The sequence below is a fragment of the Chitinibacter fontanus genome (assembly GCF_013423785.1).
Taxonomy (GTDB): Bacteria; Pseudomonadota; Gammaproteobacteria; order Burkholderiales; family Chitinibacteraceae; genus Chitinibacter; species Chitinibacter fontanus.
In genome coordinates, this window is sequence record NZ_CP058952.1 from 2,353,179 (window position 1) to 2,379,606 (window position 26,428).

15 protein-coding genes, 2 tRNA genes and 3 rRNA genes are annotated in these 26,428 nt (G+C 51.5%); 15 read left to right on the forward strand and 5 right to left on the reverse strand.

Features of this window, described 5'->3' with window-relative positions; genetic code table 11:
- Positions 1–50: 50 nt before the first annotated feature.
- The 6 genes from HZU75_RS11110 (at position 51) to rrf (ending at position 7,864) form a co-directional block, all read left to right on the forward strand.
- Positions 51–2,069, forward strand: a complete 2,019-nt coding sequence (locus tag HZU75_RS11110; protein WP_180306125.1) for a UvrD-helicase domain-containing protein — start codon at positions 51–53, stop codon at positions 2,067–2,069.
- 526 nt (positions 2,070–2,595) lie between these two features.
- Positions 2,596–4,129: ribosomal RNA gene (locus HZU75_RS11115) — 16S ribosomal RNA — on the forward strand.
- Positions 4,130–4,234: 105 nt separating this feature from the next.
- Positions 4,235–4,311 (forward strand) — tRNA-Ile (locus HZU75_RS11120).
- A gap of 38 nt (positions 4,312–4,349) precedes the next feature.
- Positions 4,350–4,425 (forward strand) — tRNA-Ala (locus tag HZU75_RS11125).
- A gap of 306 nt (positions 4,426–4,731) precedes the next feature.
- Positions 4,732–7,618: ribosomal RNA gene (locus HZU75_RS11130) — 23S ribosomal RNA — on the forward strand.
- 132 nt (positions 7,619–7,750) lie between these two features.
- Positions 7,751–7,864 (forward strand): 5S ribosomal RNA (gene rrf, locus HZU75_RS11135).
- Together the 16S, 23S and 5S rRNA genes with 2 tRNA genes alongside form the textbook arrangement of a ribosomal RNA operon.
- A gap of 141 nt (positions 7,865–8,005) precedes the next feature.
- Here the strand turns inward: rrf and HZU75_RS11140 are convergent.
- A complete protein-coding gene (locus tag HZU75_RS11140; RefSeq protein ID WP_180306126.1) occupies positions 8,006–9,784 on the reverse strand; it encodes an SIS domain-containing protein in 1,779 nt (592 codons plus the stop codon).
- A 102-nt stretch (positions 9,785–9,886) separates the two neighbouring features.
- Positions 9,887–11,302: a cryptochrome/photolyase family protein gene (locus HZU75_RS11145; RefSeq protein WP_180306127.1), complete on the reverse strand. Its 1,416-nt coding sequence runs from the start codon at positions 11,300–11,302 to the stop codon at positions 9,887–9,889.
- A gap of 173 nt (positions 11,303–11,475) precedes the next feature.
- Here HZU75_RS11145 and HZU75_RS11150 point away from each other — a divergent pair, with 173 nt between their 5' ends.
- From HZU75_RS11150 to HZU75_RS11175, 6 genes are all read left to right on the forward strand, one after another.
- Positions 11,476–12,054 carry a YqgE/AlgH family protein gene (locus HZU75_RS11150; RefSeq protein WP_228028033.1) on the forward strand — a complete coding sequence of 193 codons (579 nt, stop codon included), beginning with the start codon at positions 11,476–11,478 and terminating at the stop codon, positions 12,052–12,054.
- A gap of 164 nt (positions 12,055–12,218) precedes the next feature.
- Positions 12,219–12,644, forward strand: a complete 426-nt coding sequence (ruvX, locus tag HZU75_RS11155) for a Holliday junction resolvase RuvX (RefSeq protein ID WP_180306128.1) — start codon at positions 12,219–12,221, stop codon at positions 12,642–12,644.
- A 117-nt stretch (positions 12,645–12,761) separates the two neighbouring features.
- Positions 12,762–13,724 (forward strand): aspartate carbamoyltransferase catalytic subunit, encoded by a 963-nt coding sequence (locus HZU75_RS11160; RefSeq protein ID WP_180306129.1) that lies wholly within the window; start codon positions 12,762–12,764, stop codon positions 13,722–13,724.
- 12 nt (positions 13,725–13,736) lie between these two features.
- A complete protein-coding gene (locus HZU75_RS11165; RefSeq protein WP_180306130.1) occupies positions 13,737–15,014 on the forward strand; it encodes a dihydroorotase in 1,278 nt (425 codons plus the stop codon).
- A 149-nt stretch (positions 15,015–15,163) separates the two neighbouring features.
- Positions 15,164–15,763, forward strand: coding sequence for a DUF1294 domain-containing protein (locus HZU75_RS11170; protein ID WP_180306131.1), 600 nt, complete (start codon positions 15,164–15,166; stop codon positions 15,761–15,763).
- A 226-nt stretch (positions 15,764–15,989) separates the two neighbouring features.
- Positions 15,990–17,303 carry an erythromycin esterase family protein gene (locus HZU75_RS11175; protein WP_180306132.1) on the forward strand — a complete coding sequence of 438 codons (1,314 nt, stop codon included), beginning with the start codon at positions 15,990–15,992 and terminating at the stop codon, positions 17,301–17,303.
- Between the two features lie 63 nt (positions 17,304–17,366).
- Here the strand turns inward: HZU75_RS11175 and HZU75_RS11180 are convergent, their stop codons facing one another.
- The gene (locus HZU75_RS11180) at positions 17,367–18,524 is read right to left on the reverse strand and encodes a D-alanyl-D-alanine carboxypeptidase family protein (protein WP_180306133.1); all 1,158 of its coding nucleotides are present in this window, start codon (positions 18,522–18,524) and stop codon (positions 17,367–17,369) included.
- 180 nt (positions 18,525–18,704) lie between these two features.
- On the reverse strand, positions 18,705–21,539 hold the full coding sequence (locus HZU75_RS11185; protein WP_180306134.1) for an ImpA family metalloprotease: 2,835 nt from the start codon (positions 21,537–21,539) through the stop codon (positions 18,705–18,707).
- A gap of 160 nt (positions 21,540–21,699) precedes the next feature.
- Between HZU75_RS11185 and HZU75_RS11190 the strand changes: the two genes are divergently transcribed.
- Complete coding sequence (locus HZU75_RS11190) at positions 21,700–23,358, forward strand: helix-turn-helix domain-containing protein (RefSeq protein WP_180306135.1); 1,659 nt, start codon at positions 21,700–21,702, stop codon at positions 23,356–23,358.
- On the opposite strand, the gene HZU75_RS11195 is transcribed toward HZU75_RS11190, so the two are convergent.
- Positions 23,355–24,194 (reverse strand): PhzF family phenazine biosynthesis protein, encoded by an 840-nt coding sequence (locus tag HZU75_RS11195; RefSeq protein ID WP_180306136.1) that lies wholly within the window; start codon positions 24,192–24,194, stop codon positions 23,355–23,357. The two genes, HZU75_RS11190 and HZU75_RS11195, sit on opposite strands and share 4 nt — an antisense overlap.
- A 222-nt stretch (positions 24,195–24,416) precedes the next feature.
- Here HZU75_RS11195 and pcnB point away from each other — a divergent pair, with 222 nt between their 5' ends.
- Both pcnB and folK read left to right on the forward strand, forming a co-directional pair.
- A complete protein-coding gene (gene pcnB / locus HZU75_RS11200) occupies positions 24,417–25,772 on the forward strand; it encodes a polynucleotide adenylyltransferase PcnB (RefSeq protein ID WP_180306137.1) in 1,356 nt (451 codons plus the stop codon).
- Positions 25,772–26,254, forward strand: a complete 483-nt coding sequence (gene folK, locus HZU75_RS11205) for a 2-amino-4-hydroxy-6-hydroxymethyldihydropteridine diphosphokinase (RefSeq protein WP_180306138.1) — start codon at positions 25,772–25,774, stop codon at positions 26,252–26,254. The genes pcnB and folK overlap by 1 nt, the downstream gene beginning before the upstream one ends.
- Positions 26,255–26,428 lie beyond the last annotated feature (174 nt).

Genomic DNA, 26,428 nt, shown 5'->3' on the forward strand with positions numbered 1-26,428 from the left:
GGTGACGTGATACCATTTGCGCCTTCTGGTTTTAGCGATTATTCCTGCCGATGTTGCATCTACTCAATGCCCCCCAGCGCGCTGCCGTACAGTATTTATCTGGCCCTTGTTTGGTGCTGGCTGGTGCTGGCTCGGGCAAAACGCGTGTCATTACGCAGAAAATTGCGTATCTAATTGAAACGGCAGGCATGGATGCGCGCAATATTGCGGCGATTACCTTTACCAATAAAGCCGCGCGCGAGATGCAAGAGCGGGTGGCCACGTTACTACCGCCTGACCGATTGCGCGGACTAACGGTATCGACCTTTCACAGTCTGGGCATGAAAATCCTGCGCGAAGAAGCGCCGCACTTGGGCTACAAGCCCAAATTCTCGATTCTGGACTCAGCCGATGCCAATAAAATCATTGCCGATCAGTTGGTCACCACGGACAAGGCGCTAATTCGCCAAACGGCCAGCCATATTTCAATGCTGAAAAATGACCGCATATCGCCCGATAAGGCGATGGCGATGGCGACGTCTGAGGGCGAATTGCAGCTGGCCAAAATTTACCGCGCCTACCAAGACACGCTGTTTGCCTATCAGGCGGTGGATTTTGACGATCTGATTCGTCTACCGGTTGATTTATTTGAAGACAATGAAGAAGTATTAAAGAAATGGCGCAATAAGCTGCGCTATTTGCTGATCGACGAATATCAAGACACCAACACCACGCAGTATCAATTGGTGAAGCTACTCACCGACATCACCGGCTATTTCACTGCAGTGGGCGACGACGACCAGAGTATTTACGCCTGGCGCGGCGCGAACGTAGAAAACCTAAATCTGCTGAAAACTGACTTCCCAAAGCTGGAAGTGATTAAGCTCGAGCAAAACTATCGCTCGGTCGCGCGCATCTTACGCTGCGCCAACTCGGTGATCGGTAATAACCCGAAATTGTTCGAGAAAAAACTGTGGTCGGATTTGGGCGAGGGTGATTTGATCAAGGTGGTCGAAACCAAGAGCGACGAAGACGAAGCCAAATGCGTGGCCGACCGTTTGCGCCAGCATATGCTGCTCAATCGCACTACATATAAAGATTACGCGATTTTATATCGCGGCAATTTTCAGGCCCGAATTGTTGAGGCGCAGCTACGCAACGACAAAATCCCGTATGTGATGGCGGCGGGCGAGAGCTTTTTTGATCGCGCCGAGATTAAAGACATCTTGGCTTACCTGCGTTTGATCGCGAACGAGAACGACGATCCGGCGTTTATTCGCGCGGTTACCACGCCAAAACGCGGTATCGGTAATGTCACCTTAGAAAAGCTAGGGGCATATGCCGCTAGCAGGCAGATATCCTTATTTGCAGCGGTATACGAGGAGGGGTTTATTCACCAAATCCAGCCGGCGCAAAATGAGATGCTACATATCTTCTGTAATTTTATTGGCAAATTGCAAGCGCGTGCCGAACGCGAACCGGCAGGGCAATTATTGCAAGAGCTATTGGGTGCAATTGATTACGAAGCCTGGCTGTACGAAACCGAAGAACAAAAACCGGCCGAGAATAAATGGAAAAGCATTCTCGATCTGGCAGGCTGGGTGAATAAGAAAGGCGAAGAGGATGGCAAAAACCTGATTGAGATCGTGCAGACGATTGCGATTATCACGATGCTCGAAGGCCGCGATGAAGAAGAAGTCGACGCGGTGCGGCTCTCCACTTTGCACGCTAGTAAAGGCCTAGAGTACCCACACGTATTCTTAATTGGTTGCGAAGAAGATATCTTGCCTCACCAAAACTCGATCGAATCAGGCATGGTGGAAGAAGAGCGCCGCTTAATGTATGTGGGCATCACCCGCGCACAACGTAGCCTGACGATTACCTATTGCAGCAAGCGTCGTCGTGCCGGTGAATGGCAAATCACTCGTCCGAGTCGTTTTTTGGATGAAATGTCAGTTGGTGATGTGCACTTCAGTGGGCGCTTATCCGAAAAATACGCACCAACGGCTGAAATCAAAAAAGAGCACGCCAGCCGAGCTGCAATGTTAATGGGTAGCTTGAACGCACTGATTCCTTCGGCCAAGCGCTAATCAAGTACCGGTTTATCCCGATTTATTCAGAAAACTCAGCCCGCGCCAGCGGGCTTTGTGCTTTTTAGTTCGGTTTTTGCTCGGTTTGAGCGTTCAATTCAGGTTGTTTCTTCTTGCTGTTGGCGGTTTGGACCGGTTTTTCTGAGTTTTTGCGTGTTTTGTTGGTTGCTACACTGGTGCTGTGCGTTTGCATTTGGCGTTGTTTGCCAAAATATTTCGATTTTCGTTTCCTTTCCGATCAACCACTTAGCGCCTTTGTTCGCTTTTCTTCGTCGATAGGTGTTGACGTGTTTCAGGCTGGTGGGTATAGTTCGGCCTCTCTGCTGATGACGCAACGAAACGAAGCGATGCCAGCAACGATCTTTAACAATATACAGCCGATGAGTGTGAGTGCTTGATTCGTAAGTCGAAACAAGTGCTTGCACTCAGATGATAGGAAATAAACAAGACGAACTTTTTAAGTTTTTCTCGTTTCTTTCTTTGAGTATTGAAGTACAAGCCAAGTAGTAAAAATAGCATAGCGATTAAACGAAAGAGTTTGATCCTGGCTCAGATTGAACGCTGGCGGCATGCTTTACACATGCAAGTCGAACGGCAGCACGGACTTCGGTCTGGTGGCGAGTGGCGAACGGGTGAGTAATACATCGGAACGTACCCAGTAATGGGGGATAACTATCCGAAAGGATAGCTAATACCGCATACGCCCTACGGGGGAAAGAGGGGGATCGCAAGACCTCTTGTTATTGGAGCGGCCGATGGCTGATTAGCTAGTTGGTGAGGTAAAGGCTCACCAAGGCGACGATCAGTAGCGGGTCTTAGAGGACGATCCGCCACACTGGAACTGAGACACGGTCCAGACTCCTACGGGAGGCAGCAGTGGGGAATCTTGGACAATGGGCGCAAGCCTGATCCAGCAATGCCGCGTGCGTGAAGAAGGCCTTCGGGTTGTAAAGCGCTTTTGTCAGGGAGCAAAAGGTGGTGGCTAATATCCATCGCTCTTGAGAGTACCTGAAGAATAAGGACCGGCTAACTACGTGCCAGCAGCCGCGGTAATACGTAGGGTCCAAGCGTTAATCGGAATTACTGGGCGTAAAGCGTGCGCAGGTGGTTTGTTAAGCACGATGTGAAATCCCCGAGCTCAACTTGGGAATTGCATTGTGAACTGGCTAACTAGAGTACGGCAGAGGGGGGTGGAATTCCACGTGTAGCAGTGAAATGCGTAGAGATGTGGAGGAACACCGATGGCGAAGGCAACCCCCTGGGCTGATACTGACACTCATGCACGAAAGCGTGGGGAGCAAACAGGATTAGATACCCTGGTAGTCCACGCCCTAAACGATGTCAACTAGTTGTTGGGCTTTTCGGAGCTTAGTAACGCAGCTAACGCGTGAAGTTGACCGCCTGGGGAGTACGGTCGCAAGACTAAAACTCAAAGGAATTGACGGGGGCCCGCACAAGCGGTGGATGATGTGGATTAATTCGATGCAACGCGAAAAACCTTACCTGGTCTTGACATGTACGGAATCCTTTAGAGATAGAGGAGTGCCTTCGGGAACCGTAACACAGGTGCTGCATGGCTGTCGTCAGCTCGTGTCGTGAGATGTTGGGTTAAGTCCCGCAACGAGCGCAACCCTTGCCACTAGTTGCTACCATTCAGTTGAGCACTTTAGTGGGACTGCCGGTGACAAACCGGAGGAAGGTGGGGATGACGTCAAGTCCTCATGGCCCTTATGACCAGGGCTTCACACGTCATACAATGGTCGGTACAGAGGGTCGCTAACCCGCGAGGGGGTGCCAATCTCACAAAACCGATCGTAGTCCGGATTGCACTCTGCAACTCGAGTGCATGAAGTCGGAATCGCTAGTAATCGCGGATCAGCATGTCGCGGTGAATACGTTCCCGGGCCTTGTACACACCGCCCGTCACACCATGGGAGTGGGTTTCACCAGAAGTAGGTAGGCTAACCGCAAGGAGGCCGCTTACCACGGTGGGATTCATGACTGGGGTGAAGTCGTAACAAGGTAGCCGTAGGGGAACCTGCGGCTGGATCACCTCCTTTCAAGAGAAAGACCTGCGGGTCAAGTACTCACACTCATCGGCTGTAGATTTTGAAGATACAGAGACAGTGCTCAAGGGAACTTGAACACTACTCGGTTGGAAAGCTGGGTCAGTAGCTCAGTCGGTTAGAGCACCGTCTTGATAAGGCGGGGGTCGCTGGTTCGATTCCAGCTTGACCCACCACTTACCTGTAAGTGGAAACAGCTTAGTAATGCCAGATTGGGGGATTAGCTCAGTTGGGAGAGCACCTGCTTTGCAAGCAGGGGGTCGTCGGTTCGATCCCGTCATCCTCCACCAATCACAAGAGTTCAGAATTCAGTCAATTGACGAATCGTTTGATTCGGGTAATTGATTTTGTTCTGGTTTCTTAAATCGGAATGTCGCAAGACATCTGTATCGTTCTTTAACAAAATAGAAGAAGTAATATCTCCTAATTAAACAATGTGAGCATCAGGTAAAACTGATGTGAACAGTAAAAAAATTGGGTTGATTGTATCTGCTAGTCGAAAGACTAGCCGTTGAATAGCCTGAGAAACTATTCAACAAGTCGTAAATACCGATACTCTAAACCGAGATCACGGTAAAACGTGTTTGAGGTTATAGGATCAAGCGAATAAGTGCATCTGGTGGATGCCTTGGCGATGATAGGCGACGAAGGACGTGATAGCCTGCGATAAGCGTGGGGGAGCTGGCAAAGTGCTTTGATCCCACGATTTCCGAATGGGGAAACCCGGCCCTTTTGGGTCATCCTTGACTGAATACATAGGTCATGTGAAGCGAACGCGGTGAACTGAAACATCTAAGTAACCGCAGGAAAAGAAATCAACCGAGATTCCCAAAGTAGTGGCGAGCGAAATGGGAAGAGCCTGTACGTGATAGCAGTCGTGTTAATAGAACGGAATGGAAAGTCCGGCCATAGTGGGTGATAGCCCCGTATATGAAAGCACAATTGTGGTACTAAGCGTACGAGAAGTAGGGCGGGACACGAGAAATCCTGTTTGAAGATGGGGGGACCATCCTCCAAGGCTAAATACTCATCATCGACCGATAGTGAACCAGTACCGTGAGGGAAAGGCGAAAAGAACCCCGGGAGGGGAGTGAAATAGAACCTGAAACCGGATGCATACAAACAGTGGGAGCGGACTTGTTCCGTGACTGCGTACCTTTTGTATAATGGGTCAGCGACTTACGTTCAGTAGCAAGCTTAACCAAATAGGGGAGGCGTAGGGAAACCGAGTCCGAATAGGGCGCACAGTTGCTGGGCGTAGACCCGAAACCAAGTGATCTATCCATGGCCAGGATGAAGGTGCGGTAACACGCACTGGAGGTCCGAACCCACTAACGTTGCAAAGTTAGGGGATGAGCTGTGGATAGGGGTGAAAGGCTAAACAAACTTGGAAATAGCTGGTTCTCCTCGAAAACTATTTAGGTAGTGCCTCATGTATCACTGACGGGGGTAAAGCACTGTTATGGCTAGGGGGTCATCGCGACTTACCAAACCATGGCAAACTCTGAATACCGTCAAGTGCGAGCATGGGAGACAGTCCTGGGGTGCTAACGTCCTGGGACAAGAGGGAAACAACCCAGACCGCCGTCTAAGGTCCCAAATGATCAATTAAGTGGAAAACGAGGTGGGAAGGCATAGACAGCCAGGATGTTGGCTTAGAAGCAGCCATCATTTAAAGAAAGCGTAATAGCTCACTGGTCGAGTCGTCCTGCGCGGAAGATGTAACGGGGCTCAAATTGATAACCGAAGACGCGGATATGTACGATGTACATATGGTAGAGGAGCGTTCTGTAAGCCTGTGAAGGTGTCTTGAGAAGGATGCTGGAGGTATCAGAAGTGCGAATGCTGACATGAGTAGCGATAAAGGGGGTGAAAAGCCCCCTCACCGAAAGCCCAAGGTTTCCTGCGCAACGTTCATCGGCGCAGGGTGAGTCGGCCCCTAAGGCGAGGCAGAAATGCGTAGTCGATGGGAAACAGGTTAATATTCCTGTACTTGGTATTAGTGCGATGTGGGGACGGAGAAGGTTACCTCAGCCAACGGTTGGAAGAGTTGGTTTAAGTGTGTAGGTGTGTAGCTTAGGCAAATCCGGGCTACTTTAACACTGAGGCATGATGACGAGTCTACTTGTAGACGAAGTGAGCGATACCCTGCTTCCAAGAAAAGCCACTAAGCTTCAGCTAATATCGAACCGTACCGCAAACCGACACAGGTGGGTAGGAAGAGTATTCTAAGGTGCTTGAGAGAACTCGGGAGAAGGAACTCGGCAAATTGACACCGTAACTTCGGGAGAAGGTGTGCCTCTAGTAGGTGAAGGTGTACAACCGGAGCCCAATGAGGCCGCAGAGAAATGAGGGCTGCGACTGTTTATCAAAAACACAGCACTGTGCTAACACGAAAGTGGATGTATACGGTGTGACGCCTGCCCGGTGCTGGAAGATTAAATGATGGGGTGCAAGCTCTTGATTGAAGTCCCAGTAAACGGCGGCCGTAACTATAACGGTCCTAAGGTAGCGAAATTCCTTGTCGGGTAAGTTCCGACCCGCACGAATGGCGTAACGATGGCCCTACTGTCTCCTCCCGAGACTCAGCGAAGTTGAAGTGTTTGTGAAGATGCAATCTCCCCGCTGCTAGACGGAAAGACCCCGTGAACCTTTACTGTAGCTTTGCATTGGACTTTGAAGTGGTTTGTGTAGGATAGGTGGGAGGCTTTGAAGCAGGAACGCCAGTTTCTGTGGAGCCGTCCTTGAAATACCACCCTGACCCCTTTGAGGTTCTAACCTAGGTCCATTATCTGGATCGGGGACCGTGCATGGTAGGCAGTTTGACTGGGGCGGTCTCCTCCCAAATTGTAACGGAGGAGCTCGAAGGTCGCCTAGGTACGGTCGGACATCGTACTGATAGTGTAATGGCAAAAGGCGGCTTAACTGCGAGACCGACAAGTCGAGCAGGTGCGAAAGCAGGACATAGTGATCCGGTGGTTCTGAATGGAAGGGCCATCGCTCAACGGATAAAAGGTACTCCGGGGATAACAGGCTGATTCCGCCCAAGAGTTCACATCGACGGCGGAGTTTGGCACCTCGATGTCGGCTCATCACATCCTGGGGCTGTAGCCGGTCCCAAGGGTATGGCTGTTCGCCATTTAAAGTGGTACGTGAGCTGGGTTCAAAACGTCGTGAGACAGTTTGGTCCCTATCTGCAGTGGGCGTTGGAAGTTTGAGGGGGGCTGCTCCTAGTACGAGAGGACCGGAGTGGACTGACCTCTGGTGTACCGGTTGTCACGCCAGTGGCATTGCCGGGTAGCTAAGTCGGGAATAGATAAGCGCTGAAAGCATCTAAGCGCGAAACTAGCCTCAAGATGAGACTTCCCTAGGTCTATAAGACCTCTAAAGGATCGTTCGAGACCAGGACGTTGATAGGTCGGGTGTGGAAGCGCAGTAATGCGTTAAGCTAACCGATACTAATTGCCCGTGAGGCTTGATCCTATAACCTGAGACGCGTTGATATGACGTGATACAGTTGACCCAAAGAAATTGTTTGGTGAAGAGAAACAAGATTACTTCTTCTATTGATTTCGAGTGGTTGTGCATCAAGTACAGCTAACTCACCCAGTTTTGTCTGGTGACCATAGCGAGGTGGTCCCACTCCTTCCCATCCCGAACAGGACAGTGAAACGCCTCAGCGCCGATGATAGTGCGGATTGCCCGTGTGAAAGTAGGACATTGCCAGACTACCCTAAGTAAGTAGAAAGCCCAGCTAGAAATAGCTGGGCTTTTTGCTGTGTGCGAGAAATGGGGAAAGGGATTCAGAATGAAGGTGGGGTGGGTATTTGTCACATGCCATTCTGCAGTTTAAGGTTAAGCCAATTACCCCTATTGAATATCTGCTAAGGCTACCCGTCGATCATCGCGGGTTTGCGCTTTACTCAATAAGCGATGGCTATCAATGGTGTTGCCGCGCAACACAGCGCAATGATAGGCCAGCAGTTGCAATGCTGCGATGTAGCAAATTGGGGCGAGCTCGAGCAAGCCGGCGGGTAGGCGGATGACGCTGAATTTATCGCTGGAAGCGAGGGCGCCATCACATAGCACAAACAACTCGCCTTGATTGGCTCGAATTTCATGCAGGTTACTCAGCATACGCTCGGCATGCTGATTCCAAGGCAGGCATGCAATCACTGGCAGGTTGGCGTTAATTAAGGTGATAGGCCCGTGTTTCAATTCACCAGCGGCGAACCCTGTTGCATATTGGTAAGCAACTTCTTTAAATTTAAACGCGCCTTCCAGAGCCACGGGGTACATGGCGTGCCGGCCAATCACAAATAAATTTTCATAATTGTGTAGTTGCCCAGCCCAGCGGCGTAGTTCTTTGCTGTGCTCCAGTGTGGCATGTACCTTCGCTCCCAGGCTTTGCATCTCAGCATGACAAGCTGCGATGCGTTCGCTGCCAAGATGATTACGAATTTGCCCGATCTTAACTGCTAATTGAAATAGCACTAACAACTGTGCCGTAAATGATTTGGTAGAACTTACCGATAATTCGGTGCCGCTGTGTGTTAGCAGTGTGAAGTCTGAGATGCTGACCAAAGTACTGTGGGGGGCATTACACAGTGCTAAGCAATACGGATGCCCTGCCGCTTGAGCATGCCGTACGGCTTCAACGGTATCTGTGGTTTCGCCTGATTGTGAGATCGCAATTAGTAATTCTTTGTTATCAGGGCGAATATCGCGATATCGATATTCGCTGGCAATATCTACCTGAGTCTTGAGGCCTGCAAGAGATTCAAACCAGTAACTAGCGATGAGCGCTGCGTGATAACTTGAACCGCTGGCCACTAAATTGATGCTGCAGATCCCGCTTAGTTTTGCCAAAAGTGGGGATGGAAATGTGCGATCGGTAAAATAACGATCAACTAGTGCAGAAAGAATCAGCGGCTGGCTTTCAATCTCTTCCAGCATATGGTGCGGCACTTGCTGCCCTTTATTAGGGCTTAATATCAGCGTTTCAGGCGCTTGCCGGAAATTACAGCGAGCAGGTGCACTTAAACCGAATTGAATGACTTCGCCTAGCTTGATTTGGTGGATAGGGTTGGCCACCTGCTGTGCCAAGTGGGTGCTAGTGGTACAGATTTGGCGCAGACCAGATTCCATTCCGATCGATAATGGCAACCCCAGATTACAAGCGTACCAGTGCTGCGGCTCGTGGGTATCTTGGCAAATTAGCGCTAAATCTCCACGTAGTAGTTTGCTCGTTTGGATTAAAGCATCGCTCAGGCTGATGCCTTGCTGCAATTGTGGGTGTAGCAGTGTGGCTAGGAGCAGATTGAGAGGGCAATGGCTATCAAGTCGGTATTCCCGAGCCAGTTCCTGATGGTTGTGACAACTGCCTAGCGCTGCAATTACCAGACGATTTTGATGCAAATAGGGGGGAAATTGCTGAGTAGTACCAACACTGCTCAGAACCCAGCGACTATTGGCACCGGGGGCAATTTTTTGAACGGGCTGCTCCAGAGTCAACCGCTCCAGTTGAATGCCATCCATACTGTCGAACAATATTGATGCTTGGTTTTCTTGTGTGCCAAGTGCGCCAAGGTGTTCTGTTAATGCGGGTAAAACATTCTGTGGTGCGATGAGGGCAATAAGTTCAGGCATAAGTCGAAGTCCGTGATGAGCGCGATCGCACTATAGACTTAATCTTAGGCCATTTCATCGCACTCAGCGGGTGAAATGGCCTCGACTTGAGGAGTTCGATATTTACCCTTTTGCCGCTTTAAATAGCGCTAGCGCCGCCTCACGCTGTTCGGCGTGATCAACAATCGGTGGGAAATAATCGGTGTCTTGCAGGAAGTTAGCCGAACGACGCGTGCTGGCCTTGGCCTCCCAGGGGGCGTGAATGGCTGCATCGGGCAAATCAGCCAGCTCCGGGCAATAGCGGCGAATAAATTTACCTTGCGGATCGAACTTTTCGGATTGCGATACCGGATTGAAAATGCGGAAGTAGGGTTGTGCATCACAGCCAGTTGACGCTGCCCATTGCCAGCCGCCATTATTGGCTGCAAGATCAAAGTCGAGCAGGTGTTCGGCAAAGTATTTCTCCCCCCAGCGCCAATCAATCAGCAAGTCTTTGACTAAGAAACTGGCGACGACCATCCGCAGACGATTGTGCATATACCCCGTTTGATTCAGTTGGCGCATTGCCGCGTCGACCAATGGGTAGCCGGTTTCGCCGCGACACCATGCCGCGAATAATTCAGGGTGATTCGGAAAGGGGAGTGCATCGTATTCAGGCTTAAACGCATGTTCGACCACATCGGGGCGATGCCACAAAATTTGCTGATAAAACTCGCGCCATATCAGCTCAGACAGCCAAGTTTCTGCACCTGCACCGCCATGGTGATAGGCGTAATTGACCAGCTCACGGATCGACACCGTACCAAAGCGCAAATGTACCGATAGATACGATACGCCTTTTACCGCTGGAAAATCACGCGCTTCTTTGTAATCGTCGATACGGTTTTTAAAATCTTCAAACAGCTTTTCTGCCCCAGCCATGCCGAGTGGGATTTTTAACTCCGATAAATTGGTTTTGGCAAAACCCAGCTCTTTGAGCGACGGAAAATACTGCATCTTCATTGGCATTAGTTTGTGAATAAATTTATTCACCGGCCAAGATTTCATTGCCTTACCGTCAAGCTTATTGAGCCATGCGCGCTTGTATGGCGAAAAAACGCTATACATCGTACCCGATTGCGTGAGTACTTCATCTTGCTCAAAAATGACTTGGTCTTTGTAGGTATTGAAGTAGCGGCCTTGCTGTTTAAGTGCCTCAGCCACATACCCATCACGTTGAATCGCTGCAGGTTCGTAATCACGATTGCAGTACACCGCGCTGGCATTGTACTGCTCGGCCAAGGCGGGGATTTCAACGAGTGGATCGCCGTGGCGAATCACGATATCGGTGTTGTACTGGCGCAGCGCGGTTTTAATGTCTTTCAGCGCTTCCCAAATAAACTCAACCCGCCGATCTTGCTTGGGCAAGTCAGCCAAAATCGTTGTATCAAACACAAAAGCCAGCACCACCTGATCGGCATTTTTCAGCGCGGTATACAGCGCTGCATTATCAAAAATACGCAAATCTCGGCGCAACCAAACAATCGCGGTGGTGGTCATGGTGTTCTCTATCTTTTAAGTCAATACCGAATGGTAGCGCATCTGAGGACTGCTGGGCATTGGCGTTTGTGTCTTCGAGTCTTGGTTCAGGTTTTGCATATGAAGGGGATGAATGAAATTTTTGCTTAGCACCTGACAAGGTGCAGGCGAAATTGATCCCTTGTGCGATAATCATGGCTATGGAAAATACCGCTGAAATGAATCTCTCGCGTCACTTTCTGGTGGCGATGCCCAGTTTGACCGACCCGATTTTTGCGCGTTCGCTGATTTTGATTTGCGAGCACACAGCAGCCGGGGCGATGGGGGTGATCTTGAATCGCCCGCTGGGGATGAATTTGCAAACACTGTTCGAGCAGATCGAGTTAGAGCTGCATCGCCCAGACGTGGTCGATTTGCCGGTGCATTTTGGTGGCCCGGTGCAGACTGATCGTGGCTTTATTCTGCATTGCCCGCTTGGTAGCTGGCAGGCCTCGTTGCCGGTGAGCGATGAGCTGGGTTTGACGACCTCGCGCGATATTCTCACCGCTGTTGGCGAAGGCGGTGGGCCGGAGCAGATGCTGGTGGCGCTGGGCTTTGCAGGTTGGGAGGCGGGTCAGCTGGAAAAAGAAATCGCCGAAAATTCATGGCTGACGGTGCCGATGGATGATATGAAAATCCTGTTTGAAGTGCCGTCGGACGAGCGTTATGAGGCGGCTTTGGCGCTGCTCGGTATTGATGTGGCGATGCTATCGAAAGACGCAGGTCACGCATGAAATTGGGGCGCTTTGCTACTGCGCCAGCGCTAGACTTTGTCGTGCGTTGCTCGCAATCCTCATGGACACTGTGTCCATTCCGGTTGCTGCGCTACTGGCTCCTTGCTAACTGGCGGCTCGCTACGCTTCTTCTTGGCGTTTTCTTCTAATAAAAGTGGGCTGGCATGAGCACGATTTTAGGTTTTGATTTTGGTGAAGTGCGCATCGGTGTGGCGATGGGCTCGACTGAGTTGGGGATTGCGCATCCGCTGGAAACGATTGCGTTTGAAGAAAATGACAAAAAGTTCGCCCGCATTGAGGCGCTAATTCGCGAATGGCAGCCCAGTGCGCTGGTTGTGGGTTTGCCAGCCTATTTAAACGGGCAAGAACATGAAATATCGCGCCTTGCGCGTAAATTTGCTAATCGCCTTACGGGGCGATTTAATTTGCCGGTGCATTTGGTCGATGAGCGGCTGTCGAGCGCCGGTGCGACGCAGGCTTTAAATGAAGTTGGCGTGCGCGGTCGCAAACAAAAAACCGCGCTTGATCAGGTGGCGGCAATGCAGATTTTGCAGTCCTACTTTGATGGGGTAGGGGTAATAACCGAATAAGGGGTATTGCTTTGTAGTCTTTATTCAATATTGGCTGTAAGGCAATACCCGGTAGATATTGGGGTCAAAGCGAGTTTTGATCGGTAATGATGTGATGTAATCCGCAGCGAGGATGCTATGTATAACCCGCAGTTAAATGCCCAAGGTGAGCTGATTCACCTGTTGACGACCGAAGGCCTGCCGCGCCGAATTTTGCATCAAATCTTGGATAAAGCCGCCGAGTTTGTCTCGGGTGGCGAGCTGGTGAACCAGAAGTTTGCCGATCTGGCCGGTACATCGGTGTTCAACCTGTTTTTCGAAAACTCGACGCGCACGCGCACGACGTTTGAAATTGCCGCCAAGCGCTTGTCGGCCGATGTGTCGAGCTTGAATATTCAAGCGTCCAGCACAGCCAAGGGCGAAACGCTGCTCGATACCGTACATAACCTCGAAGCGATGGGCGCGAACTTGTTTGTCGTGCGCCATTCGGAGTCGGGCGCGGCGCATTTGATTGCCAAGCATGTGAAGCCCGGCATCGCGGTGGTGAACGCTGGTGACGGCCGCCACGCGCACCCGACGCAGGCGATGCTCGATATGTTTACGATCCGCCATTACAAAGGCGACTTCACCAATCTGCGCATTGCGATTGTCGGCGATGTACTGCACAGCCGTGTGGCGCGCTCGCAAATCCATGCGCTGTCGACTTTGGGTTGCCCCGATATTCGCGTGATTGCGCCGAAAACCTTGTTGCCAACGGGTGTTGAGCAGCTGGGCGTGCATGTGTATCACGATATGGCCGAAGGCTTGAAAGACGTCGACGTGGTTGCAATGTTGCGCTTGCAAAATGAGCGCATGGCAGGGGCTTATCTGCCAAGCACGCAAGAATTCTTCAAATATTACGGCCTGACGCCAGAAAAACTCGCACTGGCTAAACCGGATGCGATTGTGATGCACCCAGGCCCGATGAACCGTGGCGTTGAGATTGATTCGGCGGTAGCCGATGGTGATCAGGCGGTGATCTTGCCGCAGGTGACTTTCGGTATCGCGGTACGGATGGCGGTATTGAGCATCGTCACAGCGAATCAGAAAGGCTTGCTCTAAGGAAACCCAGACATGACGAAGAATATCCATATTAAAAACGGTCTGCTGGTTGATCCATTGGCAGGCACAGAAAACAAGGCTGATTTATTTCTCGCTGATGGCAAGATTGTTGCTGTCGCTAACGCGCCAGCGGGTTTTGTGGCCGATGAAGTCATTGATGCAACGGGCTTGGTCGTAGCACCAGGCTTGGTTGATTTTGCTGCGCGTCTGCGCGAGCCGGGTCAAGAATACAAAGCCACCTTGGCGTCCGAAATGGCTGCTGCGGTGGCAGGTGGGATTTCAAGCGTTGTGTGTACGCCCGATACCGATCCGGTGCTCGATGAGGTCGGCTTGGTGACGATGCTGCGCCAGCGCAGTAAAACACTTGATCTGGCGCGGGTTTATCCAGTTGGTGCTTTAACCCGCGGCTTAAAAGGCGTTGAGATTACCGAGATGGCTCAGCTGCATGAAGCCGGCTGCGTGGCGTTCTCGCAAGGCGATGTGCCGATTGCCGATTTGCAAGTGCTGTACCGCGCGATGCTGTACGCAGCAAACTACGGTTTCGAGCTGCGCCTGCGTCCGGAAGAAGCCTCTTTGGTGAACGACGGCGTGGCGCACGATGGCCCGTATGCTTCGCGTCTTGGCCTGACCGGTATTCCAGTGGTGGCCGAAACGATTGCGATTGCGCAAATCACGCAATTGATGCGCGCTACCGGTTGTAAAGTGCATCTGGCGCGGGTGTCGAGCGCGGCTGGGCTGGAGCTGATTCGCGCTGCGAAACGCGAAGGCTTGAAACTCACTTGCGATGTGAGCATCAACCACATTCATTTGGTCGATCTGGATATTGGCTTCTTTGACAGCCAGTATCGTTTTGACCCGCCACTGCGCTCAGTGGCCGATCGCGACGCGATTGTGGCCGCGCTGAACGATGGCACGGTGGATATGATTTGCTCGGATCACGCTCCCGTGGATGACGATGGCAAATTGCTGCCGTTTGCACAGGCTGAACGCGGTGCAACGGGCTTGGAGTTGTTGCTGCCATTAACGTTGGCATGGGCGCGCGCCAATCAAGTCGCTTTGCCACAAGCCTTAGCGAAAATCAGCTCAACCCCAGCCAAAGCGCTCGGTTTTGAAGCCGGTTTAGCGGTAGGCAACCGCGCCGATCTGGTGTTGTTCAACCCGCAAGCCAACTGGTATGTGATTCCGGAAAAATTGAAATCACAGGGCAAAAACACGCCATTTATCGGCCATGAAATGATTGGCAAAGTGGCAAAAACCATTGTGAAAGGCAAGGTCGTGTATTCGGCTTGATGCACTAATTGATCGAGTAGGAATAATCATCACCACAGGGGCGACAGGCTTGTCGCCCCTTTTTCTTGGTAAGTAATTGGACAAAAGTTTTCAAGCAAGGCGAAGCAACGATGCGTGAAGACTTTTGGTTTAGCACTTAAGGACAGGCAATGAAGCAGGGTAAGTTGGTACAGTGGAATGGCTCAAAAGGCTTTGGGTTTCTTCAGTCAGAAGCGGGCGAGCGGGTGTTTGTACATATCAGCACCTTGAAACGCGCGGGCTATTTCCGCCCGAAAGCGGGCGATATGGTGTGGTTTGAGCAAGGCAGCGACGCCAAGGGGCGCGTGCAAGCGGTGAATGTCGCCCCGAAAAAAGGTGGCAAGCCTGCGGCCGCGAGTGGCGCGAAAAAAGACCTGATCGATTATTTGATGTATGGCCTGTTGCCGCTGTTTTTGCTGATGGTGTTGAGCTCGTCAGCGCGCTGGCTGTTGTTGGCGATTAGCGCGGCTAGCAGTGCGCTGGTATTTGCGATGTATTGGCTGGATAAACGTCAGGCCGCCAACGGTGGTTGGCGCGTACCCGAGGCGAATTTGCATCTGGTGAGCTTGTGTGGCGGCTGGCCTGGCGCTTGGCTGGCGCAGCAAACCTTGCGGCATAAAACGCAGAAAACGACGTTCCGGGTTGGTTTTCTGGCGAGTGCGATGTTGTGCATCGTTGCGCTGGGTTTTTTGCTTAGCCAGAAAACACTTTTGGCTAGTTGGATGATTTGACGGGTATTGCTCTGTAGGCTCGGTTTGATTTTTGCTGCAGGGTGATACCGCTATACCGTATGAGTTTTGTTGCTGGTATGCCAACTGATTTGAATGAATGCTGATTTATCACAGTGAAACAGCTAACAGTTGTTCGCTATGATTATATCTTTTGTAATTTTCGCGGCATGCAAATTAATAATTTGCTTTATGCTGGCATTTTTAATCAGCTAACTTGGGAATTGTGATGCGTCGATATGCACTGGGGATGATGCTGGGCTTGGCCTTGGTAGGGTGTGGTGAGAAAACAGAAACGACTCAAACTGCAAGCGACAAAGCTACGTCGGTGCAGGCGGCGCTGAGCGCGGCGCAAGACTGGCTCAAAACTAATGCCAAACCGCTGACTGCACTGGATGCCGGACAAGCCGCTGATCGGCAGGATCTGGCGGCATTTGGTGAGGCAATTGGCGATGCGCGCGTAGTGATGCTCAACGAAGATAGCTACGCCGACGCTAACGCCTTTGAGTTGATGAATCGGCTGGTACAGTATCTGCATCAGGATAAAGGCTTTGATGCCTTGCTGATCGAAAGTGCCATGTTTGACGTTGAGGCCATGTGGCGCAGTGCCATGGAAAAAGACGCAAGCCTGACTGAGCTGGCCCCGGGGCGAGTGTTTTATATGTACTCGCAAACCGATGCTAGTCGCAAAGTGCTGCAATACGCCGATAGCGTGCGTAGTTCAGCTCACCCCCTGCAATTATATGGCTTCGATATTCCATTGGCAGGCACTACGTCGATTAATGAATTGATTCCGGCTTTAGAAAGCTATCTGCAACAGCGTAATTCCCCCGCGCTTAGCGATGCCGCATGGCCGGCCTATGTAGAGGTAGCGAAAAAAGCAATTTCACTCAATAGCCAAGGTGCGGATTTGGCTCAATTTAGCAAGCTGTCAGCGCAATTGGAAAACGAGTTGTGTAAGGATGCTGCAACTGGCAATGCAATGCGGTCCGATGCTGGCTGGTGGTGCCGACAGGTGCGCGGTATTTCTGCCAACGTGATTCGCCAGCAGCATCGTGATGATAAAAACTATGATTATCGCGATACTGCGATGGCCGACAATGTTCAGTGGTTACTTAATCAGCCATTGAAAGACAAGAAGGTCATTATCTGGACTAATTCATCGCACGGTATAGCTGCGGTTGCGGGTACCAACCCCGACACCAAACAGGCCATTCACACCATGGGCTGGCATTTGCAGTCGCAATTGGGCCCACAACTGTATGGCGTCAAGTTATCGCCGTTGGGCGGGCAGGTCAGTCGTTATTGGGATACTGGCGAGCAACCCGTTACTATTGATGCTAATTCACCCGAGGGGGCTTTAAAAGCGGCGGGCCTTAAGCAAGGTTTTATTAATGCACCTAGTGATCAGGCCATGCTGGCCAATTTCGCCCAGTTGAAAAAGCCATATGTATTCGGTAAAGATATTAATGGGGTGTTCTTTTATGAGGCGGCGATCGCAGCCAAGCAAGGCACGCATCCTATCTTACCATTGCCAAATTAAGTCTAAAGCGCCCAACAAAAAGCCCAGCGAATTGCTGGGCTTTTTGTTGTAGCAGAGTAGGGCTTAGCCAAACAGGCCTTTCCACCACAGACGGATCGTATCCCAGGCACGGCCAAAAATACTGGCTTCTTCAACCGCCGCTACTGCGACGACGGCGCGTTCACTGAGCACCTTGCCATCCAATGAGATTTTCATCGTGCCAACTTGCTGACCTACCTTGATCGGCGCAATTAGTGGTTGTTGCGTGGTCAAGTCGATTTTGAGCTTGGCTGCATCACCTTTTGGCACGGTGATAAATTGATCAGTCAAAAAGCCAACCCCAATTTGCGATTCCTTACCTTTCCAGACGGGGACTTGCTGAACGGCTTGTTGGGCTGTGTAGAGCTTGGGCGTTTCAAAGAATTGCGTACCCCAATTGAGCAATTTGGAAGACTCTGCCGCGCGTACTTCCGGGCTGGCCGTGCCAACGACCACTGAAATCAAGCGACGGTTGTCGCGGTGAGTCGATGCAACCAAATTGAACCCCGCGCTTTCTGTGTGGCCGGTTTTCATGCCATCAACGAATGGGTCGCGGTATAGCAGCAGGTTACGATTGGGCTGGCTGATATTGTTGTATTTGAATTCCTTGATCGAATAGATGTGATAAAAATCAGGGAAGTCATTGATGATCGCCGTCGCTAAACGAGCCAAGTCGCTGGTAGTGACATGCAATGCCGGATCGGGTAGGCCAGTGCTATTTGTGAAGTGTGAATCATGCAGGCCTAAACGTTTCCCTTCGGCATTCATCATTTGAGCGAAAACTTCTTCGCTACCAGCAATTGCTTCCGCTAAAGTAACGCAGGCATCGTTGCCCGACTGCACAATCATGCCTTTGATCAGGTCATCCACTGTTGCGGGTACTTTCGGGTCCAGATACATGCGTGAACCTTCGGTTTTCCAGCCTTTTTCAGAAACTAAAAGCGTTTGATCAAGCTTTAATTTACCTTGCTTCACCATTTTGAAAGTGATGTATGCCGTCATTAACTTGGTTAATGATGCGGGTTCAACTTTCATGTCTGGGTCACGCGCGGCCAATACTTGACCACTTTGCTTGTCATATAAGTAATATGATTTGGCCGCGATTTCAGGAACTGGGGGCACAAAAGCTTGAGCAATTGAGCTAGAAAAGACCGCGACCAGCGCAGTGGCAAGAATACTACTTTTCAAAATTTGGCGAGGCATGATGGAGATCTTTGCTGAAAAGAAAGGTAAGTTTTTAGTGCCGCTCATTATACGGGCAAACCGTGTTAAAAGACTGCGCAAACGATGAATTGTTCCAGCAAAAACGATGTAATTGTTTGCTCTTGCGCGCCGCAAATAAAAAGGCCCACATTGCTGTGGGCCCGCTGTTGCTGGTGCTATTTAGAATGGATAACTTGGTGTGCTGGCCGCAAGGTCTAGCCACTGACCTGTGGCCAGTTGATTATGTTTGCCTGCTGCCAGAGCATAAAACTGCTCTGGTGCCATTGGCAGGTTTAAATCGCTCACCGAGTTGAGCGCATTATCCGAGAGGGTAATGCCATACATTGCGAAGATATTGCGCAAATCTTTGCCAATGATTTTCGAGCTGAGTACGAATAATAGATCGGGGTTGCTGATCTTATTATCCGCAAATCGTGCCATGCCATACTTACCTTTGTTATTGGCATCCCACGCTTGCGCAACAAGCCGATCGGCTTTGGTCAGCAGCGTGAAGTAATCCAGCGTGCTTTGCATACTCGGTTTGGCCTCGCCTGCACGGTATTTACTAAACAAGAAGCCAAGCTGGAAGTGCACCGCCCGCATTGGATCTTGCCCATTGGCCATATCCCATAAGCGGGTTTGCATATCGAGTACTTTAGCCGCGCCGCTTAAACCACTACTGCGGTTACTCAATACATCCTGATATAAGCCCGGGTGATCGGTTGCGTGACCCGTATCGATGCCACGCAAAGCGTATTGGCGCAGCATATGCGCGCTGGCCAGAATATTGTTATCACACTCCACGACGCAGCCTTTGCCATTGAACTCGATGTGCATTACGCGTTGTACCGTGTTGTGCCCGAGTTCATGTGCATGCCCCCAGCCAGTACCACCCACTCCGGCAAAACCATCAGATGGATTACCAGAGCAGAGGAAACCACAGGCGGCAATCCAGCCTACAAAATGCTGGACGCCTGGTGCGCGGTGAATCGGGCCGCTGCAATCCCAGCCAAATTGGGTACACAGTGTCGCAACATTGCTGCTCAGCGGCATATTGTTGTAGCCATTGGCGATGTGGTTTGAGTCAAACAGCAGCTCTTTGATTTCACCCACGATGTACTGCTCGGGCGTTTTATTACCCATAGCGCTATTGGCATAGGTAATGGTTTGCTGGATCTCGCCACCGACTAATTTGGCGGTTTGCCAGCCAAAGTCTTTGCGTTTCATCGCTGCCACTGCTTCGTCAATCTCGGCTTGTGACTGTGGTTTGGTAAAGTCAAAGTGCGCATATTTGGCGCTACCACGAATCCGTAAGGTGATCGATTTACCGGCCGTGGCACCGCTATAGTTCAGGTATAGCGGCCCGCCAAATGGGGTGACAAATGTATTTTCCGTGCCTGTTTGCAATGGAATGGCAAAAGATTGTGGGCGGCGAGGGCGTTTATAGCCTTCTTTCACATCGTCAGTCAGTGGGTTGCCATAAGCACGCACATAACTGGTTTGCACTTTGAGATTACTTGCTCCCGCAGCGTCAACGACCTCGATATACACCGGTTTACCGGGCACGGCGGCGCGGCCAATTGCGGTAATGCCACCGCTTTGGGCGATGGTGACTTCAATGGTTTCTGCGCTGCTGCTCACTGGCAGACTTTGCGCCACAGCAGGCATGTAATCACCCTGACCGGTGCTGGCTACCTTGGTCGTACTACGATTAAATGCCAGCCAAGAGTCGGAAGCAAAGGTGCGCAAGAAGGTGCCCGGAGCCGTATCACGATTGATTTTTCCGTACTGTATGTCTGGGCGATACATATCCGCCCACAGCACCAGCAAACGATACAAATCGGTGCGAGCATCGGCAAAAATATTGATCCCATTGCCTTGCATGGACGCGAGTTCATTATGAACTTGGGTGATCGGGTTGGTCGGGCTGCTGTCTTGGCTTAATGCAAGTGCAGGTTGCTCTTGCGCCATGAAATTGAGTGTACTGACCAAGGCTGTCATTTGATCGCTGCGTTTGATATTGTCGGCAATAGTGCGCGTATTGCCAATCGAAACTCCCGCGGCAGGGGCAAAGTAGTTGCCGGGATAGCCACCCAGCGTCATGCCCATACCTGCCAGTACTTTGCGGCCACCCGCTGAATCGCCCCAGCCTAGGTGCATGTAGATCACCGCCTTGCCGTTTTCCATGTATTTGCGCACTAACTCGGTTAGCGCAGGGTCGTCTTTGCTGCCACTGCCAAACACCAGCAAATCTGCGTCTTGCCAGCAGGTGTTAGCACTTGCTGTGATGTCACAGCTGATGCTCTGTGCGGTTTTACCTTGCTTGGCGATCATTTTGCTTACGTCGCTTGCACTATACGCAGCGGTGGCGAATTTGACTGTGCTTGCTAATGGGCCCGCAGCTTTGCTTGTTAGCACCCAATTAAAAGCTCGGGTAAAGAGTGCTGTGTGCTGGGTTTCACGGGATTGATTGGCTATCCAGCTCAGTACATCTGCGCCATAGGCTAAGCCGCGGCCTTTGCCATACTGAGCAATCGCTGCCATGCCACTGCCATCATCTGCGGTGAGCAAGGGGGTGGCGATGGTGCGAAAACCAACGCCGATTTCGCTGCTATTGGTACTGTGATTCAAGCTCAGATTGAGTGTATTTTCGCCAAAAATATCCGCAATTGCCGCATTTTGCTGTTGCTGATAACGCGCAGCTAAATCGGTTGCAAGCTTGAGTAATGTCGGGCGATCGGCACTGCTCAATCCGCTTGGATCACCCGATTTGAGCGCCAAAATCAGTGGGCTGGTGCTGCCTGCACCTGTGTTGCTGCTTGGGCTATTGAGTCCTGTGTTATCAACTTGCTCTAATTTGGGCGGAGGCTGCGTGCTTCCCCCTGTGTTGGAGCCGTTGTTGCCCTGATTGCTGTCGGTTGAGGGATTGCCATTACCGCCCCCACCGCCGCCACCACAGCCGCTGAGCAATGCCAGGGTGAGAATAAGAAACTGCGCTTTTATTTTTAATGACATAAATTGAGATCGTGTTCAGTCAGCGGATCGCTAGAAGTGGCGAATTCTAAAGTTGATAAGCAAATGCTGATATGATCTGGGTGCGCAAAAATATGACATTAGAAAATACTATGTCGAACTTCACACGTTCCTTTACCCGAGCTAGTCCATCTTTAAGGGGATGCATGCCCCTGAGCTACGCCATTTGCAACCGTTGTATCAGCGCTACGCTCAGCAGGCAGCACTGCTATCTGAGATGGAACAGCGCTTTGGCTTGAGTCGGGTCGACCCCGCAGAGTCACGCACTCAGTGTCCAGAATTGGCACTGCAGTTGAATGAGTTTCTCTATGAGCAAGGTGACTGGCATGCAATGGCATGGCTGGCCATGCAGCTGGACATGGGCGCGGGCGATGGCCTGGTGTATTTTTTACGGAGCGCCCATACCGTTGGTCAGGCCATTACCGAGTTAGTGCGCTTGGGGCCGATGCTGTTTCCAGATGGCAGTATTGAATTAATCGCTGATGCACAGGCATGGCATTTACGAGTGTACCCGCTGGTGCATGCTGAGCGACTGGGCATGTTGTTGCGCTACGAAGCCATTAGTTGTTGGCTGGTCAAAGTGGTGCATTATTTGCAAGGCAGTGCGGTATATCCACTGGCCGCAGGTTTGATGACTGCAGATAGAGGCTCGCGTGAGTTAGAAGCTTATCTTGGGCCGCAGATCAGTTGGGGTGAGGACAGCTTTGTACTGAGCTGGCCTGCTGCTCTATGGCAGGTGCAGTTACCGAATGCCAACCCGCCCTTATTTACTAATTTGCGTGCACACTTTGCTAGCTTTCTGGATACCGTGCTCGCTAATGACACCCTAGCGCAGCAGACCTGTCGTTATCTTCTACAAAAGCAGCGCCTCACCTGTGCCGAGCTGCCGGATGTGGCAAGTGCTTTGCATCTGACCGTGCCCCAGTATCGGCGCCAGCTAGCCGCCGAGCAGACCTCATTTAGTCGAATTCAATTGGAGCTAAAGCGCTCACAAGCCGTGCGGCGTTTGTTATCGGGCCATCAACGCTTGGAGGTCTTGGCACAGGAGCTCGGTTTTACCGAGCGCAGTGCGTTTGAAAGAGCATTTAGCAATTGGTTTGCCTGTACCCCCAGTCAGTTCCGGCGCGAGTTGCAGCGGCAATTTGCTACGATTGATTTCCCATGCTGGGATTCACCGCATGCCTGGCCGTTTCCACTTTGCCAGCAAGCTGCAATTCATCGCGTGCTGCAAGCTCCAGAGCTGGATATACCGAGTTTGGCTGGGGTGTGGCAGCTCAATCCCAAGCTGTGTGCCTTGCTGTTGGCTGAATTGAATCAACCGGAATGTGGTGCCATCTCTTGTGAGCAAATCAGTCATGGCTTGCTCCGTTTGGGGCCTGAGCTAGTTCGAAGCCTAGGGTATGCAGCCATGGGGCAGATAGGAGTTGATTACACCGATGATACCCAGGTAGGGTTCGAGCGGTGGCGTGCAAGCTATTTTCTGCAACTGGTTTGCCGCGAGCAAGGTTTGGATCCGCATCAGGCGCTCAGTGCCGATTGGGCGGCTTTTTTCTGTTTGCTGGCTGGCGGCACGTCCGGTATGGATTTGGCCTATTACAGCCAACGTTCGGCGATTTTACTGGCTAGTTGGGGCGTACCGCACCTGATTGTCCGGCGGCTATTTTTGTGGGGGGCAGAAAAAAGCCCAGAGTATGCGTACCTGAATGCGGCACTGCAGTGGGCGCAGCAAACATCGACCGAAGCCGCCGATGCCTGCTGGCCAGCTTTATGGCAGCAAGTCTTGCAGGTCGAAGCAGCTTAAGCGCTAGGCAGATTAAAATGGCCGCCACCAATTTGCTTTACCTTACCCCCTACCTGTATCTGCTGGTCGGTATTGATGGTCAATGTAAGGCGAGCAATACGGTCAATGGCATGCCCTTGCTCCATCTGCAACTGTAGCGGTAGCTGCGTATTTTCTGCCAGTAACCAACCACCCAAATTAGCGCAGGCCGAGCCGGTGCCAAAGTCCTCGGCGGCTTGCCCGTGTTGTGACCAAAAATAACGGGCAATGATGGTGTCACCCGCACGCGCCCAGACAAGTGCGCCCGAGCGTCCTTCCTGATTACAAGCAACGCGTTCAAATTGCGCCAGATTCAGGCTACAGGCTGCAACACTGGCCGGGCTATCGAGTGGAATCACTAATTGCTCGCTACCCGTATTGACGAACCGAGGTGTTCCCACGATTTGTTCGGCGTTAATATTCAACGCAGCCGCCAGCTCGGTACTGGCTGGCGCCGCACGGTAGCTTGGTGCGTTCGCGGTCAAAGTGACTTGTGCGCCGTCCACGGCGACTGGGATGATGCCCGCCTTCATGGCCAAACTAACTTGTTGACGCCCCTCTGCCACAGCAAAGGCGGTACCCAACGTAGGGTGACCTGCAAAAGGCATTTCGTAACTTGGGGTGAAAATTCGGACCTGAGCATCGGCAACTGCGCTGTCTTGCACAAAGGTGATTTCCGACAAGTTCATTTGCTGCCCAAGCCGACGCATGGTTTCGTCGCTAATCGGTTCTGCAAGCTTAAATACCGCCAGCGGGTTACCCGACCAGATGTTTTCAGTGACAAACACATTCAATAATTGATACTGCAGATTTGGCATAAGTATCTCATTCGCATTGGGTATGGGGTTTGATCATAGCGCGAGAAAGCCTTGGCGCTAAATACAGTCGGCGGGTATTTGTACGGTTACAGCAAAGCCTGCGCGGGCGTCGAGCGTACTAGAGCGTTTATGGCAAAATTGGGCGCCGATGCGATTGACAAACCCAACGTCAAGATACCCTAGTATAATGCAGGGTTTCGCATCGTTATTTCGATAAAACTCATGATTCGTAAACTGATAGGCAAAGTATTGCGTCGCCCCGGCAAGCGTATTTTGCACGCCAAACACTATGGCATTCGTCGTGATCAACTGCATTCGGGCGCCTTGAAAGTCTGCGATCGTTTGCAGGACGCAGGCTACGAGGCATATATCGTGGGCGGTGCGGTGCGTGATTTACTGTTAGGCAAATCGCCAAAAGATTTTGACGTGGCCACCAGCGCCACCCCTGAGCAAGTGCGCCATGTATTTCACCGCTCGCGCATTATCGGCCGCCGTTTCCGCATTGTGCATGTGCCATTTTATGATCGTGGCGGTGAAGAAATTATCGAGGTGACCACTTTCCGTGGCAGCGCCGATTCGCCGACCGATGCCAGCGGGCGCATTATCCGCGATAACGTGTATGGCACTTTGGAAGAAGACGCATCGCGCCGTGATTTCACCGTGAATGCGCTGTATTACGACCCAAATAGTGATGAAATCATTGATTTTCACCACGGTGCCGAAGATCTGGAAAAACAACAATTGGTAATGATTGGCGACCCGGTCAAACGTTATCACGAAGACCCGGTACGCATGTTGCGCGCTACGCGTTTGTCGGCCAAGCTCGGTTTGCAAATCGCCAGCGATACGGCCAAGCCGATTAAAGAGCATGCCGCCTTGCTGGAAAATATTCCATCGGCGCGCCTGTTTGATGAAATGATGAAGCTCTTGCTGTCGGGCAAAGCGTGGGATTGTCTGCAAGCTTTGCGCGCCTATGGCCTGCATCGCCCGCTGTTTCCGCTGCTCGATAAATTGATGAGCCAGAAAGAAACCACCGCGTTTCTCAAGCAAGCGCTGCTCAATACTGATCAGCGTTTGGCCGATGACAAGCCGGTATCGGCAGGTTTTTTGTTTGCTGCTTTGTTGTGGCATGAAGTCGAAGCCAATTGGCAAAAGAAAATCGCCGCTGGCGAGCATAAAGTACCTGCTTTGGTTGAGGCGATGAATGATGTGGAAGCCAAAGTCACCAAACGCTTGGCGATTCCGAATCGCTATAGTGCGGCGATGAAAGAAATCTGGCTCTTGCAGCCGCGCTTTGAAATGCGTGCCGGACAAAAACCATTCCGCTTGATCGAGCAGCCGCGTTTCCGCGCTGCGTATGATTTTCTGCTGCTGCGTGCTGAATGCGGCTTGGTGGAAAAAGAGCTGGCTGACTGGTGGACGCAATTTCAGGCTTGCGATGACAGCACGCGTGAAGTGCTAATCAGTGATGCGATTGCTGCCGGCAAGGGCGGTGAGGTGGATAAATCCAAACGCCGCAAACGCTCGCGCCACCGTAAACCGGTATCAGCCAAATCAGCGGCAGCGAAAAGCGAATAATGACGATAGCCTACATTGCCTTGGGGGCCAATCTGGGTGACCCAAGCGCGCAGCTGCGCGATGCGTTGCGCCTGATCGCCGAGCTGCCGCGCACTCAATTGCTGGCTAGTTCGTCGTTTTATGCCAGTGCGCCAGTGGGCTACGCCGATCAGCCAGATTTTGTGAATGCGGTTTGTGCGGTGAATACCGAATTAAGCGCACCTGATCTACTGGCTGCTTTGCTGGCGTTGGAATTGCAGCAAGGGCGTGAGCGCAGCTTTAAAAATGCACCGCGCACGCTGGATTTGGATGTGGTGCTGTATGGCGACGAAATCATCGAATTGCCACAGCTACAAATACCCCATCCGCGTATGCATCAGCGCGCCTTTGTCTTATTGCCTTTGCTAGAGATAGCCCCCGATGCGCAGATTCCGGGGCGTGGTGCGGCGACACAGTTTATTGCCGATGTCATTGATCAGGAACTCTATCGCATCGAAGCCTAGCTGGGTTCTCGATTGACTTGCTGCTTGCTGCCGTGCACTGCTTGCTATGTGATCGTTCAATATTGCCAATTTATGATAAAAACAGTCGATTTTAATGGTCTACTGCTTTAGCATCTCAACACTGGTTTAATTTTTGCATTGCACCACGAGTGCGCATTTTAAAGACGGCTTGAT